The organism is Synechococcus sp. PCC 7502 (assembly GCF_000317085.1).
Classification (GTDB): Bacteria; Cyanobacteriota; Cyanobacteriia; order Pseudanabaenales; family Pseudanabaenaceae; genus PCC-7502.
On record NC_019702.1, the window covers coordinates 2,875,305 to 2,889,270 of the forward strand.

Below are 13,966 nucleotides of genomic sequence, written 5' to 3' on the forward strand. Positions count from 1 at the left end.
CATGTTTGCAGAATACTCACCCTACTGGCAAAAAACCCTAAACTGGGAGCTGAACCAAGATCAGGACATAAGTTTCCAAAAAGTCTATGACTTGGTAATAGAAGGAAATAAAACTCAAAACCTAACTCGAATTGTTACACCGCCCGATTTCTGGGAAAAGCATATCTGGGATTCACTGCGCGGAGTTTTACCTATTTGGAGACAGCAAAATCTTAAGGTCATTGATATTGGCACGGGGGCTGGATTTCCGGGTATTCCAGTAGCGATCGCCCATCCCACTTGGCAACTAACTCTCCTTGATAGCACCCTCAAAAAGACAGCCTTTATTGATCATGTCTGCGAGGTGATGTCTTTAAGTAATGTTAAATCTCTAACTGGGCGAGCAGAACAATTGCATCATTTAAGTTCCCATCGACAAAATTATGATGCGGTTTTAGTGAGAGCTGTGGGCAATGCAGATTTGTGCACTCAGTACTCTATACCCTTTCTGAAAAAAGGAGGCGTGATAATTCTCTACCGGGGGCAGTGGTCAGGTGCGGAACAAATAAGCCTTGAACATACTTGTAAATCTCTACGAGCTAAAATTACATACCTAGATCAGTTTTTGACACCATTAAGCCTCAGTATGCGTAACTGCATTCACATTTCTTTAATTTAAAAAATAATTTAAAAAGTCCTAACGTTCCAGTTCCAACTCGTACTCCACTTGATAGGGGGAGCTAAAATTAGAGGCATCGTATAAAAACCTAGCAGCTTCTTCTTCGAGGCGGTGAATTAGGTGCGGCTCTAGGGCATTCATGGTGCGTAATGCTGCCAAATAACCATCAAGAAACAAACGCAACTCATCTGTACGATACCCCCTGTCCCACATATCGACAAGGGAGTCGGTAATCTTTTGATAATTGCGAATAGTAGCTGTGTCGTTAATCATAGTTATTATTTTCTAATTAAACATTGAGTTTTAATGCGTATATTAAGTAATATTAACATTTTGCCATCTATCTTTACTTTTAATCCCAATCATCATCAAAGTCATCATCAAAGTCGGCAATTTTATCTTTTACAGGTGGTTTTGAGGTTTGAGGTTTCCTAGTTTGAGTATTACCTTTATAGTTACTTTGATAGCTAGGCTGATAACTATTGGAATTTTCAGAATTGTTCTTGATAGAATTAGCGACCTGACGATTAGCTTGACGATTATTAAGTTGAAGAATTGTTGTTACTATAGTTCCCAATCCTGCACTAAATATCAACACTAAACCCAAAGGTAAATTAATAGATTCTAGGTTCAGAAATTTTAGAGTAATAATCTGTTGATTTTGGGTAGCAAAAATACTTACTCCTAACAGCAGAATACTTAATAAAAAATATGTGAATGTAAGAATCATTTGATATTACTCAGATATATTCATGATTAACTGGAATCTAGATTGGTAAATCAGTAAAATTGATGGTTTAAGTTTACTCTTTATCATCAGCCAGGAAAAATGGAGTTCTGGGGAGGAAACCCGCCCAGCCTTTAATCCGCATTTCCTTCCATTAACACTAAATTATCCCGATGCACAATTGTATCTGCCCCTTCAAAACCTAAAATTCGGGAAATATCCTCTGATTGCTGTCCTTGGATTTGTTGAATTTCAGCACTAGTATAATTAGTTAACCCACGGGCAATTTCTTTGCCACTGCGATCGCATAAACTCACCGCCTGTTGTGCTTCAAAATTACCTAAAACATCAATAATTCCTGCAGGTAGAAGCGATCGCCCCTTAGTTAAAACTGCCTTAACCGCTCCTTCATCTAAAACTAATTTGCCCATAGGGATCATGGCATAGGCAATCCAACGTTTACGGGCATTTACGGTGCGAGGTTGTGGTTCAAATTGGGTACCTAAATTTTCGCCACCGAGGATTTTGATAATGCTTTGGGGTTCGCTACCTTTACAAATTACGGTTTTTACGCCTGCGATCGCCGCAATTTTCGCCGCAGAGAGTTTTGTTGCCATGCCCCCGGTTCCCCATTGGCTAGAGTTTTGACTGCCATTTTGATTAGAATTTTGATTGGCATTACCTGAACTAGTATCTATATCCAGATTCCATAGTTCTTGATGATTAACTGTCATAATTGGGATGGCATCAGGATCAAGACGTGGATTAGCAGAATATAAACGATCTACATCTGTGAGTAAAAATAACCAATCAGCCTCGATAATACTTGCCACTAAAGCCGAGAGTGTATCATTATCGCCAAACTTTAATTCCTCCACAGCCACCGTATCGTTCTCATTCACAATCGGAACTACGCCTAACTCTAATAACTCTTGAAATGTAGAATAGACATTAATATAGTGTTGCCTTTGGATTAAGTTGGCACGAGTAAGCAAAACCTGAGCCACAGGCTGGTTAAACAAACCAAAAAAGTCATCATAAATGCCCATGAGTCTGCCCTGTCCCACTGCAGCGATCGCCTGTTTGAGGGAAATTTTACTGGGTTTTTCTTTGATCCCCAATCTGGCACAACCAATGCCAACAGCACCCGAAGACACTAAAACCACCCGATACCCATCCCGTTGCAGTTTTACCACTACTTCGACTAGGGCGGCGATCGCACTAATATGAATATCTCCTGAACTAGGCTGTGTAAGGCTAGAAGTGCCAATTTTAATTACTAAAGTCTGCATTAATTTCTAAATAATTTGCCAGAATAGTCATATATCAGAATGGTTTTTAGGATCACTAAATTCTTGCCTTGCAATTTGTAGCTTTCAAAATTTTTTATTATGACTAGTTATAGAAATACCCTAAGTTTGATTTGGATTAGCATAGTGAGTTTCCTATGTTTTAGTTTACTCTTTACTGCTCCTGTCTATGCCATTGGTGGCAAGTTACCCGACCTAAATCAACCTGCTCCTGCGTTTAGCTTACCAACCAGTACAGGCAGCAAGACGATCGCTCTAGCAGACCTAAGGGGTAAATGGGTAGTTGCCTATTTCTATCCCAAGGACTTTACGTCGGGTTGTACCCTAGAGGCAAAAAGATTTCAGCAAGACCTAGACCAATATGAAGCTTTAAATACTCAAATCCTTGGCATTAGTGCTGATTCCGTTGATTCCCATGCCGAGTTTTGCGAGTCGGAGGGTTTAAAGTTTCCGCTTCTTGCCGATGATGATGGAACTGCCAGCCGTGCCTATGGCTCTTGGATCGGTTTTTTATCAATGCGTCATACATTTATTATTGATCCTGATGGTATTTTGCGGGAACGATTTGTCAAAGTCAGTCCTAGCATCCATAGCCAGCAAGTATTAACTAAATTGCGGGAATTACAGCAATCCACTTAATCTATTGCTAGAGTTTAGTGAAATTAAGCTAGGATGGAGCTAAAGACTATGGCAACTAATATCGAAGTTAAAGAATATCTTGCCAAGTGGCTGCAAATAGGCAAAAAAATCTCCATTGATGATGTTCAGATTAGTATGCCCCAAGTTATTAGAGGTGAGGCATATACTCCGGAATTTGAACAACTATGGGATTATGTCCAACAGGCGATCGCCACCCTCAATGGTACGAATGAAACCATCCAAGATTTATTGAAACCAGAATGGGAAATTATCACCTGCGCCGTATGTGAAATGCCCATTTCTTCCTTAAGCTCTGGCTATCGTCAGATCAAATCCTGCCCCTGTAGCGACTTGTCAATGCACCCAAATCTTGAAACCATTGCCCCCCGATCGCCGATTACAACATCAATCTATCTGCAAAATATAAGCGATCGCCTGACTAAATGTGCAAATGGCTACAACTAGATTCTGAGAACCAGTGTTAAGTGTAAAACTAGGCTATATAATCCTATTTCTCAATTAAAATTCTAAATTCAAAAACAGATCAAAAAATAGTTCATCACAAGCATAAAAACTAGAATCTATGAGCGGAGTCTGTTAGTATAGGCAGTAAAAGTTTATTAGCTACTAGGTCTTTGACCCAAACTCTATATTGTTTGTTGCTTAACTTTATGAGTATCGACTGGGTATAAACGCTGTTGACTCTAAATTAGCTCATTAGCTCTAAATCAGCTACAAATAAGCCTTTAGCTATATAAATTATTATTTTGGATAAATCGTAAGTGTAGTGATAATACAATGATTGGTGAAGATAGCAAGCCTCAAGAAAATGAAATTATAGAAGAGCTTCGGGATGATGAAGACCTTGATCTAGAATCTTTTGGAGAACAATTAACAGACGATCTCTTAGAAGCTTCTGATTCAGCCCCAAGCAAAGATAAATCTCAAGATCAGGCAACCACAGATTCCAGCCAAATTTCAGATTTAATCGCCCAAATTCTCGCCCTAAAGCAACAAGCTGAGGAAAAGGAAGGGCAGTATAAGCGTTTGTTTGCTGATTTTGATAACTTCCGCAAACGTACAGAGCGAGAAAAGGAAGAAGAAGAAGCTAAAATCAGTGCTAAAATTCTCAAAAAAATTCTGCCTGTAGTTGATGATTTTGAGCGGGCACAGTTGCAACTTAAGCCTAAAACCGATGGTGAAACCTCAATCCATAATAGCTATCAATCCGTGTATAAGCAGCTAGTAAAGAGCTTAAAAGAAGCTGGTGTCACTAAAATGCGTCCCTTACATGAGCAGTTTGATCCTAATTTCCATGAAGCGATCGCCCAAGAGACAACTAACGAGTATGAAGAAGGCACAGTTATAGACGAATTGCGATCGGGTTACCTATTAGGAGAAAGAATTTTGCGTCATGCTTTAGTTAGGGTATCAACCCCTTTAACCGAAGATTCGATCACAGAGAAAGACTCCGATCATATATCATCTGAAAATTAACCGAAATTTAACTGAAAATTAACAGGCGATTAGTTTAATTGGTATGATTACACTCAAGAACGGGTAACTTTAGTTTAAGAAGGCTTTAACTGGATTTTTAATTTATGTCAAAAGTAATTGGGATTGACCTTGGAACTACGAATAGTTGCGTTGCCGTTCTTGAAGGAGGAAAACCAACGGTAATACCTAGCTCTGAGGGCGGACGTACCACTCCTAGTATTGTTGGGTTTATTAAAGAAGGTACCGAACGTATAGTTGGGGATGTAGCCAAGCGTCAAGCAATTACCAATGCTCAAAATACCGTATTTAGTATTAAACGCTTTATTGGCAGAAGATGGGATGAAACTGAAGTAGAACGGCAACGGGTTTCCTATGCTACGGCTTTAGGCAGAGACGAAACTGTTAATGTAGTGATTGGCAAAAAGGAATATTCGCCCCAGGAAATTTCTGCTTTTATTCTGCAGAAACTCAAACAAGATGCTGAAAACTATTTGGGTGAAAAAGTTATCCAAGCCGTAATTACGGTTCCTGCCTACTTTACCGATGCCCAACGCCAGGCAACTAAAGACGCAGGGAGAATAGCAGGATTAGAAGTTCTGCGCATTGTGAATGAGCCAACGGCAGCTTCTTTGGCATATGGTTTAGATAAGCAGGGGCGGGAGCAAACCGTTTTGGTATTTGACCTTGGCGGCGGTACCTTTGATGTCTCTGTATTGCAGCTAGGGGATGGATTTTTTGAGGTCAGAGCCACTTCTGGTAACAATCACTTAGGTGGTGATGACTTTGATGCTTGTGTTACTGACTGGTTACTCAAAAGCTTTCAGGAGGAGGAAGGCATTGATTTGAGTGAAGACCGCGTAGCTATGCAACGGATTAGAGAAGCGGCAGAAAAGGCAAAAATTGAGCTTTCGAGCGCACCATTTACTGCCATCAGCTTGCCGTTTATTGCTAATACCGAAGCTGGACCTAAGACGATTGATGTGGAACTGACCCGTTCTCAGTTTGACGAACTCACAGCCCATCTGGTTAAACAAACCCTTGACCCCACTGCCCAAGCTTTAAAAGATGCAGGCATCTCTCCCAAGGAAATTAATAAAATTATTCTAGTAGGTGGTTCCACCCGTATTCCTGCTGTGCAAAATGCGATTACCACTTTCTTTGATGGTAAGAAACCCGACCAAAATGTTAACCCCGATGAGGCAGTGGCGATCGGTGCGGCTGTTCAAGCAGGTATCTTAGCGGGTGAGGTTAAAGACCTATTACTATTAGATGTTATTCCTCTATCCATTGGCTTGGAAACTGTGGGCGAGGTTTTCACTAAAATTCTTGATCGCAACACCACAATTCCCAGTAGTAAAGGGCAAATTTTTTCTACTGCTGTAGATAATCAAGAATCAGTACAAATCCATGTACTACAGGGTGAACGGGCAATGGCAAGGGATAATAAAACCCTCGGTAAGTTTGAACTAGAAGGAATTCGTCCAGCGGCTAGGGGAGTTCCCCAGATTGAGGTTTCCTTTGATATAGATGCCAATGGTATTCTTAAGGTTACAGCCCGAGATGTAGATACAGGGATTGAGCAGGGAATTAGTATTACCAATACAGGTGGTCTCAGTCCTAGTGAAATTGAGCGGATGCGGATGGAGGCAGAGGTATATGCTGATGAGGATTTGGCACGTCGAGAACTAGCCAACTTCAAGAACCAAGCAAAAAACCTAATTCGGACAATGGAAGACCTATTACGGGATAATGGTCCAAGTGTGATTACTGAAAGTCTAAGAACTCCAACGCAAAGAAATATTGATAACCTCCTCTCAATTATTAATGAGGCTGACATTACAAGTGAGGAAATTCAAGCTAAAATCAAGCCCCTGCAACAGTCTTTGTATGAAGTGACTCAGGCGATCGAGCGATATTCTCAAGTGGAAAGAGTAAAGGGTAAAGATGAATATTAAATTGATGTTTTTTTAATTAATAATGTCAATTAGAATTTCAGGGGTGACCTCTGTTAAAACCCTATCAGGACTGGCAACTCGTCCCACCCCGAGCAAGGTTAGAGCCGCAGTTTTTAATATTTGGCAGTGGAAAGTTAGGCGATCGCACTGGCTTGATCTATGTTCAGGGTCGGGAGCAATGTCAGCAGAGGCTTTGGTTAAAGGAGCCAGTTTTGTGACAGCAGTTGAGGCTTCTAGGGCAGCTTGTAAAATTATTCAGCAAAATCTCGAAAAAATCTGTAAGCCCGATCAGGGATTTGAAATTCATTGTGGCGATGTGGTCAAGGTTTTAGCTAAGCTTAGGGCTAGTAATTACGATCTAATTTATTTCGACCCCCCCTATCAAAGTCAGCTTTACCAACCAGTTTTACAGGCGATCGCCCCCCTCATGTCTCAAGATGCGGTAATAGCTGTAGAACATGCCCGTGAGCGAAGTTTAGAGGAAATTTCTTATGAATTATTTAATCTCAAGTTAATTGATCAGCGTATGTATGGACAAACCTCTGTGAGCTTTTTTAACAAATTTTAGCTAACTTGTCTATATCCGCAGTGATTACAATAGGGCAGAAATTTATAGGTGGCAGTTTGACAGTTTTCGCAGGTGACATGTTGTTCAAATCCACAGTAGGGGCAATGTAAATCTTGGGAACGAATTTTTTTGGCACAGCGAATACATTGGAATTTTTGCACTCTAGTTATGATTTTACCTTTTTGATTTCCAGTAACTTTCTGAAAGAACTTAATAATTAAAAATCCAACTAAGGGAATTATAAAAATATAAACGTAGCTAATTAAAAATAGTAATTCTCCAAATAAAACTTGAATAACATCAGAAATAAATTTGAATATAATTCCAATTTGCAAGAATTCAAAGATTTTTAGTAGTAAGGGAATTAAAAAGATTACTAATAAATGCCAACTGATTAAAGATACTAGTCCAAATCCTTTACGACTACTATAGTTATTGATTAATACAGCGATCGCAATTAAAGGTAGTAAAAATAATGATTGAAGCCCAATTTGAATACTGGGATACCAAAAATTAGCACGATCATAACCAGACTCAAGGTCCTTAAATTTTGAAGAATCATTTAATAAGTTAATAAATTCGATGACTTCAGGTTTCGCAAGTAATTCGGTTTTCAAAATGGAAATTTGTTGATTAAGCTTAGAGATTTGCTTTTGATTTTGCTCTAGCTGCTGTTTAGCTTTTTCAGCTGTAATTTGATTAATTGACTTGGTTTGAGGTTGTTGAGCAATTTTTTCTAAGAGACTGGAATCATATTGTGATTTGATAGTACGATTAAAGTCTTCTAGCTTATAAATATCTGCATATTTACCATTGATTTCAATAGTAATTTGTTTATTCTCAGAAGAATTTACCTGATCTTTAATATCAGCATAAATTAAACATTCTTCTGCTACTTGTCCTAAGTGATTTTCCTGCACATATAAATAGCTTTGTCGATATTGCTGTTGTTGCGAAGTATTAATAATTATTGCTTGATTAGCAAATTCATAATTTTTATTGCTGGCAGTTGAACCTTGATAATTTGCCCATTCTTGATGGCAGGGATAGGATTCTAAAGGACTTAGGTGCCACCGACTAATATCATATAATCCAGTAAAAACATTAACAAGGATAAAAATATCAACTAGAATTATAACAATTAAACTAACTCTATTAACTGGCTCGTTATTAATGGTGCTGGAACGATTTAAGAATGAACTAAAAAACGAATTTAAAAATCGCAATATATTTCTAATCATTTATCCACAAGTTATAAAGTTATAATTATTTTGGTAGATGCCATAATTATGCAACATAGCAATTAATTAATCTTAAATGCGATAATTTTATAAGAATAGTTATCAAATCTTAAAATACAGAAATTTAAATACAGAAGCGTTTTACTCTCATTGTCCACACAAACAAGTTTCCCATTACTTCTGATGATCATTTGTATAGGGAAATGGTTGCTAGAGGAATGAAACAGGTTTTGAGATAAATTAAAATCAGTACTTTTCGTCAAGGCTATATTAATCTTGGATAGATACTAATGTTTCTCAGTATAAGTACTTATTTAAGATATTCTTAATGTACAAATATTAAAAAGTTAAGATTGAATATTGTTGTGAATTTTACCCTTGTGGGACTCATTCATGGTTATTTGGGATAAAATAATAGTCTAACCATTTAGTTTCTACCTTTAGTAAAAAGTTTAATTGGTTAAAGTCTACTAGGATTAGCAATATGTCACAATCTCACCAATTTCTTGATAATAGAAAAATTGTCGTTTATCATATTAATTCAAAAGTTCCTCTTAGACGTAGTAGTGACCTAGAAGGAACAAACATTAGTGTTATTAATGGGAATGGTGTACTCAACCAAGTTCTAAAAAGAATCAAAGAAGGTGACGTTGAAGTTCTAATTACGATTGACATTCCGCGCGAAACCGTCAAGTTAATTGAAGTAGCGATCGATAAAAGTCATCATTATATCCTTCTCATTCAGCATGAATTAAAAGGACACGAAACTAGGGAAAGTTTTCTAACAGAAATCGAATCGAAGGTATTGGTGGCAGAAGGGGGTACCTCTTATAGGATCAATTATTCTGACGAACCAGTGCTATCTTTAGACCCTGGTGAACTAGAAAGGAGAAAGTTAAAATTAGATCAGACTGATAATAACAACTAATTATACAAACTAACTAGTCGAATTATTTATTGCTCAATTTTTCGTATTTTTTGTTCCGTGAGTTCAATATTCTTATATTGTCAACTCTGAGGTGCAACTATTTTTTGCTACTACTTTGGTGTTCTTTGAGCTATCAAAAATTTAAACTCCTCATTAGTATAGCCTGAAAAATTAGGGCTTTCAGACTTTTAGTTGCACATGGGGTCTAGGAATCTATGTTAGTAAATTAAGGAACTCTAGACAAATTCTGCTTCTAACTTTGTGGGTTGCGGCTGAGGATTAAATTCAAACAAAGAATAAACCACATTGCGACGAATATCGGTCAGCATATCGAGGAATAACTCATAGCCTTCACTTTTATATTCAATTAGGGGGTCTTTTTGTCCATAGCCTCTTAATCCCACAGATTCCCGCAATCCTTCCATTGCTTGTAAATGCTCTCGCCAGAGAGTATCAATTTGCTGCAAAATAAAAAATCTTTCTGCTTGGCGCATTAATCCAGGTTGGAAACTATCAACTTGCTGCTCCTTAATTTCATAAGCACGGCGTACTTCTTCTCGTAAAAAAGCTTGAATTTCGGGGAAAAACATTTGATCTAGATGCTCTACTTCAAGGTCTTGGAGCAAATTAATAAACTCTTTTACCTTTTTAACTACACTGGCTAAATCCCATTCTTCGGAAGGCAAGTCTGGATTAACATACGCCTTAACAATGTCATCCATAGTCATTTCTGCATATTCAATTACCCGATTGCGTAAATCCTGTCCCTCCAGCACTCTAAATCTTTCCGAATAGATGGCGCGGCGTTGATTGTTCAAAACCTCATCATATTCAAATACCTGTTTACGGGTGTCGTAGTAAAAAGTCTCAACCTTCTTTTGCGCTCCTTCTAAGCTGCGAGTTAATAAACCTGAACTAATAGGCATATCCTCTTCAACTCTAAAGGCGTTCATCATCGCTGCCACGCGATCGCCCGCAAAAATTCGCATTAAATTATCTTCTAGGCTTAAAAAGAATCTTGTGGAACCGGGGTCTCCCTGTCTACCGCAACGTCCTCGCAACTGGTTATCAATACGTCGAGATTCATGGCGTTCTGTACCGATAACATGCAATCCGCCCAAGCCCGTAACTTCATTATGCTCAGTGGTTGTAAAGGCTTCATATTCTTGCTTAATGGCAATATAGGCGGCTCTGAGTTTTTGAATGACTAAATCATTTGTGGGTGCTTTCTCCGATGCTACCGCTAACATATCTTCAGCTTGAAGTTCTGGTAAGCTCTGGGCTCCTAGGGTTTCTACGGCATAATCGACAGCAGATTTGAGAATGGCTTTAGTGCTGGGGGAAAGGTCGGCGGGAAAAATACTAGGAGTAGCTTTCCATGTTTTTAACTTTTTAGGGGTACCAAAGCCTTGGGCGGGACTAGGACTATTGGGAAATAACAGTTGCCCCATTAAGTCATCATTATCAGTCCGTACAATTTTGGGCATAAAGAATTCCCGTACTTTCAGCCTTGCCATGTAGTCCACATTACCGCCGAGGATAATATCGGTACCTCTACCTGCCATGTTAGTAGCGATTGTAACGGCACCTTTTCGTCCCGCTTGGGCAATAATTTCTGACTCTCTTTCTACATTTTCAGGTTTAGCATTCAGTAAATTATGGGGAATATTTTGTTCTGATAATAGCCGAGAGATAACTTCAGACTTCTCTACGCTAGTGGTACCAACTAGGACAGGACGACCTAATTCGTGCATTTCTTGGCACTCGATCGCCACAGCCCGCCATTTTGCTGCTTCAGTTTTGTAAACCACATCAGACAAGTCCTTTCTGCCACTAATGCGATTAGTCGGGATTGTTGTAACTTCAAGATTATAAATTTTACCGAACTCTGCCTCTTCGGTTTTTGCGGTACCCGTCATTCCTGCCAGTTTGGGATAGAGTAGGAAAAAGTTTTGATAGGTAATAGAAGCTAGAGTTTGGGTTTCATTTTCAATGGTGACTTGTTCTTTAGCTTCGATCGCCTGATGCAAACCATCACTCCAACGCCGACCGGGCATGACTCGACCTGTAAATTCATCCACAATAATTACTTGATCATCGCGAACAATGTAGTTAACATCCTTGAGGAACAATTCCTTTGCCTTAATGGCATTAAATACATAGTGAGCCCAAGGGTCTTGCTGATCAAATAGATCGGTTACGCCTAAAAGGTTTTCTGCTTCTTCAAATCCTTCATCAGTTAGGATGACTGTGCGTTGTTTCTCGTCAACTTCGTAATGTTTCTCTTTTTCTAATTTCCAAGCGATCGCCGAAGCTCCCATGTATTTTTCCGTAGGTCGCTCCAGTTGCCCTGAAATAATTAACGGTGTTCTAGCTTCATCAATTAAGACTGAGTCCACTTCATCAATTACACAATAGTTAAAAGGGCGCTGCACCACGTCCTGCATGGAGGTTGCCATGTTGTCCCGCAAATAATCAAAACCTAGTTCACTGTTAGTAGTGTAGGTAATATCACAGGCATAGTTGCGTTGCCGTTCCAATGGCTCCATCCCCTGCTGCACAATGCCCACGGTTAAGCCTAAAAATCGATGTACCTGCCCCATCCATTCAGCATCACGACGGGCAAGGTAGTCATTAACAGTGACAATATGGACACCTTTACCAGTCAGAGCATTTAAATAGCTGGGCAGAGTTGAAACAAGGGTTTTACCTTCACCTGTCTTCATTTCGGCGATTTGTCCTTTATGTAAAACCATCCCCCCTAATAACTGTACATCGTAGTGGCGTAGTCCTAAAACCCTAATCGCTGCTTCTCGAACTACAGCAAAAGCTTCAGGCAGAATATCATCTAAATCTTCGTCTTTTTCTAGTCGTTGTTTAAACTCTACGGTTTTACCTCGTAATTCATCATCACTTAGAGCTTTAATCTCGTCTTCCAGGGAGTTAATTAAGGCGACATCGGGACGAAACTTGTCCAGTTTGCGCTTATTTGGATCACCAATTAAAGATTGCAGATTAAACATGATTAGCTAGAAATACGGGAGTTTATATAAGTTATATTAGCTGAGAAATAGTGCCTAAATATTAGAGTTAACCCTAATTGTTTAAATTGATTGATTACTATTTTAGAAAATTTTAGGAAATTATCATCTTTGTATAGCAGGATAAGAGGGAGAAAAAACTAAGTTAGGATGATTGAATCTAAATTATTCATGGAATTTTGGCAAATTTTGATCTTTCTTAGGCTTTTTAAACAAAAATTCCCATTATCCTTAAAGTGCGTACAACAAAAATAAGGATTTTGGGATTAGAGAATATAAATAATAATTTATTTAGCTGGTGCCATCGCCATTTGTTTTAGCCATTGGTAATTAGCAGCGATCGCTGATCCGAAAGTGGGGTAGACATTATATTTAATCCCAAATTCTTCACAAACTTCAGCGACAATGCCAGCGATTTGCGGATAGTGGATATGGCAAACATGGGGAAAAAGGTGATGGATGGTTTGGTAGTTAAGTCCGCCAATGTACCAGTTCAAAAAGGCATTTTTAGGAGCAAAATCCACTGTGGTTTTCACCTGTAAGACTGCCCATTCATCATCAATATGATTAGAGGTAGCATTCACTTCCACAAATTCCGCAGGGACTAGGACATGAGCTAACATAAATACTACACAGGTGACTAAGCCATAGGTCATGTAGGCAATGGAAAACCCAGCGATTGCCATTAACGGTGAATATCCCAAAGCGATCGGTAGTCCAATGAAAAATCCTAATCCTAAAGCCTTTAAGCCAAATAGAAAAGTTAAATCTAAAGGTTTGGGCATCGGCACCTTGTGATCAAAGTATTTGCGATCACCCAAAATAATGGCAATATCGCTGTAAGACCAATAGAAAGGAATTACCAAATATACAAACCAAATAAATAGATGCTGATAGCGATGAAACCACTTATGTTCCATGTCTGGAGCCATTCTGACTAAGCCATCACCGTGAATTTCCACATCATGATTAGTAATGTTGGTATAGGTGTGGTGCAGAAAATTATGCCGATACCGCCACAGGTAGCTAGATAAGCCAATAAAGTCGTAGCACAGCCCGATCGTATAATTAATTTTAGGATTTTTAGAATAACCACCGTGATTAGCATCATGTCCCACACTCATCCCACAGGCAGCGATCGCCATCCCCAGAGAAATACAGCCTAAAACTTTAAAGCCAATGATTACAGGGGCAAAAACCACAAAAGCCCAAGAGCCAAACATCCAAGCGGTAATCGTGACAGTTTTGACATACATTGCCAAGTTATCCCGAGGCTTAATATTATTGGAGCTAAAGTAGGCATCAACTCTTTTATTTAATTCCTTCTTAAAACCAATACTTTTACCGAAGGTGACTCGGTCAGCTTTCAGGGATTTCTGATCCACAGTGTTTGCAGTCATTG

The 13,966-nt window shown here is 38.9% G+C and carries 13 protein-coding genes; 7 read left to right on the forward strand and 6 right to left on the reverse strand.

Annotation, left to right across the window (positions count from 1 at the left end; translation table 11 throughout):
- The first annotated feature begins 1 nt into the window (after position 1).
- On the forward strand, positions 2-658 hold the full coding sequence (gene rsmG / locus SYN7502_RS14360; protein ID WP_015169507.1) for a 16S rRNA (guanine(527)-N(7))-methyltransferase RsmG: 657 nt from the start codon (positions 2-4) through the stop codon (positions 656-658).
- A gap of 18 nt (positions 659-676) precedes the next feature.
- On the opposite strand, the gene SYN7502_RS14365 is transcribed toward rsmG, so the two are convergent.
- The 3 genes from SYN7502_RS14365 to proB all read right to left on the reverse strand — a co-directional run bounded on the left by SYN7502_RS14365 (position 677) and on the right by proB (position 2,677).
- Positions 677-931 (reverse strand): DUF6761 family protein, encoded by a 255-nt coding sequence (locus SYN7502_RS14365; protein ID WP_015169508.1) that lies wholly within the window; start codon positions 929-931, stop codon positions 677-679.
- Positions 932-1,010: 79 nt separating this feature from the next.
- Complete coding sequence (locus SYN7502_RS14370) at positions 1,011-1,388, reverse strand: LapA family protein (protein ID WP_015169509.1); 378 nt, start codon at positions 1,386-1,388, stop codon at positions 1,011-1,013.
- A gap of 131 nt (positions 1,389-1,519) precedes the next feature.
- Entirely contained in the window at positions 1,520-2,677 is a 1,158-nt protein-coding gene (proB, locus tag SYN7502_RS14375) for a glutamate 5-kinase (RefSeq protein ID WP_015169510.1), read from the reverse strand.
- Between the two features lie 99 nt (positions 2,678-2,776).
- Here proB and SYN7502_RS14380 point away from each other — a divergent pair, with 99 nt between their 5' ends.
- The 5 genes from SYN7502_RS14380 to rsmD all read left to right on the forward strand — a co-directional run bounded on the left by SYN7502_RS14380 (position 2,777) and on the right by rsmD (position 7,354).
- Positions 2,777-3,334, forward strand: a complete 558-nt coding sequence (locus SYN7502_RS14380) for a peroxiredoxin (protein ID WP_015169511.1) — start codon at positions 2,777-2,779, stop codon at positions 3,332-3,334.
- Between the two features lie 48 nt (positions 3,335-3,382).
- The gene (locus SYN7502_RS14385; RefSeq protein ID WP_015169512.1) at positions 3,383-3,799 is read left to right on the forward strand and encodes a hypothetical protein; all 417 of its coding nucleotides are present in this window, start codon (positions 3,383-3,385) and stop codon (positions 3,797-3,799) included.
- Between the two features lie 333 nt (positions 3,800-4,132).
- Positions 4,133-4,831, forward strand: a complete 699-nt coding sequence (grpE, locus tag SYN7502_RS14390) for a nucleotide exchange factor GrpE (protein ID WP_015169513.1) — start codon at positions 4,133-4,135, stop codon at positions 4,829-4,831.
- Between the two features lie 104 nt (positions 4,832-4,935).
- Positions 4,936-6,786, forward strand: coding sequence for a molecular chaperone DnaK (dnaK, locus tag SYN7502_RS14395; protein ID WP_015169514.1), 1,851 nt, complete (start codon positions 4,936-4,938; stop codon positions 6,784-6,786).
- A 22-nt stretch (positions 6,787-6,808) separates the two neighbouring features.
- The gene (gene rsmD / locus SYN7502_RS14400; RefSeq protein WP_015169515.1) at positions 6,809-7,354 is read left to right on the forward strand and encodes a 16S rRNA (guanine(966)-N(2))-methyltransferase RsmD; all 546 of its coding nucleotides are present in this window, start codon (positions 6,809-6,811) and stop codon (positions 7,352-7,354) included.
- On the opposite strand, the gene SYN7502_RS14405 is transcribed toward rsmD, so the two are convergent.
- Positions 7,351-8,595, reverse strand: a complete 1,245-nt coding sequence (locus tag SYN7502_RS14405) for a zinc ribbon domain-containing protein (protein ID WP_015169516.1) — start codon at positions 8,593-8,595, stop codon at positions 7,351-7,353. The genes rsmD and SYN7502_RS14405 overlap by 4 nt on opposite strands.
- 484 nt (positions 8,596-9,079) lie before the next feature.
- On the opposite strand from SYN7502_RS14405, the gene SYN7502_RS14410 reads away from it, so the two are divergent.
- Entirely contained in the window at positions 9,080-9,523 is a 444-nt protein-coding gene (locus tag SYN7502_RS14410) for a hypothetical protein (RefSeq protein WP_015169517.1), read from the forward strand.
- Between the two features lie 236 nt (positions 9,524-9,759).
- On the opposite strand, the gene secA is transcribed toward SYN7502_RS14410, so the two are convergent.
- On the reverse strand, positions 9,760-12,546 hold the full coding sequence (gene secA, locus SYN7502_RS14415; protein ID WP_015169518.1) for a preprotein translocase subunit SecA: 2,787 nt from the start codon (positions 12,544-12,546) through the stop codon (positions 9,760-9,762).
- Between the two features lie 305 nt (positions 12,547-12,851).
- Positions 12,852-13,964, reverse strand: a complete 1,113-nt coding sequence (locus tag SYN7502_RS14420) for a fatty acid desaturase family protein (RefSeq protein ID WP_041430212.1) — start codon at positions 13,962-13,964, stop codon at positions 12,852-12,854.
- Between the last annotated feature and the right edge of the window lie 2 nt (positions 13,965-13,966).

Coding starts and splice junctions, on each gene's coding strand:
- rsmG (WP_015169507.1), top strand. CDS start 2: ATGTTTGCAGAATACTCACCCTACTGGCAAAAAACCCTAAACTGGGAG.
- SYN7502_RS14365 (WP_015169508.1), bottom strand. CDS start 931: ATGATTAACGACACAGCTACTATTCGCAATTATCAAAAGATTACCGAC.
- SYN7502_RS14370 (WP_015169509.1), bottom strand. CDS start 1,388: ATGATTCTTACATTCACATATTTTTTATTAAGTATTCTGCTGTTAGGA.
- proB (WP_015169510.1), bottom strand. CDS start 2,677: ATGCAGACTTTAGTAATTAAAATTGGCACTTCTAGCCTTACACAGCCT.
- SYN7502_RS14380 (WP_015169511.1), top strand. CDS start 2,777: ATGACTAGTTATAGAAATACCCTAAGTTTGATTTGGATTAGCATAGTG.
- SYN7502_RS14385 (WP_015169512.1), top strand. CDS start 3,383: ATGGCAACTAATATCGAAGTTAAAGAATATCTTGCCAAGTGGCTGCAA.
- grpE (WP_015169513.1), top strand. CDS start 4,133: ATGATTGGTGAAGATAGCAAGCCTCAAGAAAATGAAATTATAGAAGAG.
- dnaK (WP_015169514.1), top strand. CDS start 4,936: ATGTCAAAAGTAATTGGGATTGACCTTGGAACTACGAATAGTTGCGTT.
- rsmD (WP_015169515.1), top strand. CDS start 6,809: ATGTCAATTAGAATTTCAGGGGTGACCTCTGTTAAAACCCTATCAGGA.
- SYN7502_RS14405 (WP_015169516.1), bottom strand. CDS start 8,595: ATGATTAGAAATATATTGCGATTTTTAAATTCGTTTTTTAGTTCATTC.
- SYN7502_RS14410 (WP_015169517.1), top strand. CDS start 9,080: ATGTCACAATCTCACCAATTTCTTGATAATAGAAAAATTGTCGTTTAT.
- secA (WP_015169518.1), bottom strand. CDS start 12,546: ATGTTTAATCTGCAATCTTTAATTGGTGATCCAAATAAGCGCAAACTG.
- SYN7502_RS14420 (WP_041430212.1), bottom strand. CDS start 13,964: ATGACTGCAAACACTGTGGATCAGAAATCCCTGAAAGCTGACCGAGTC.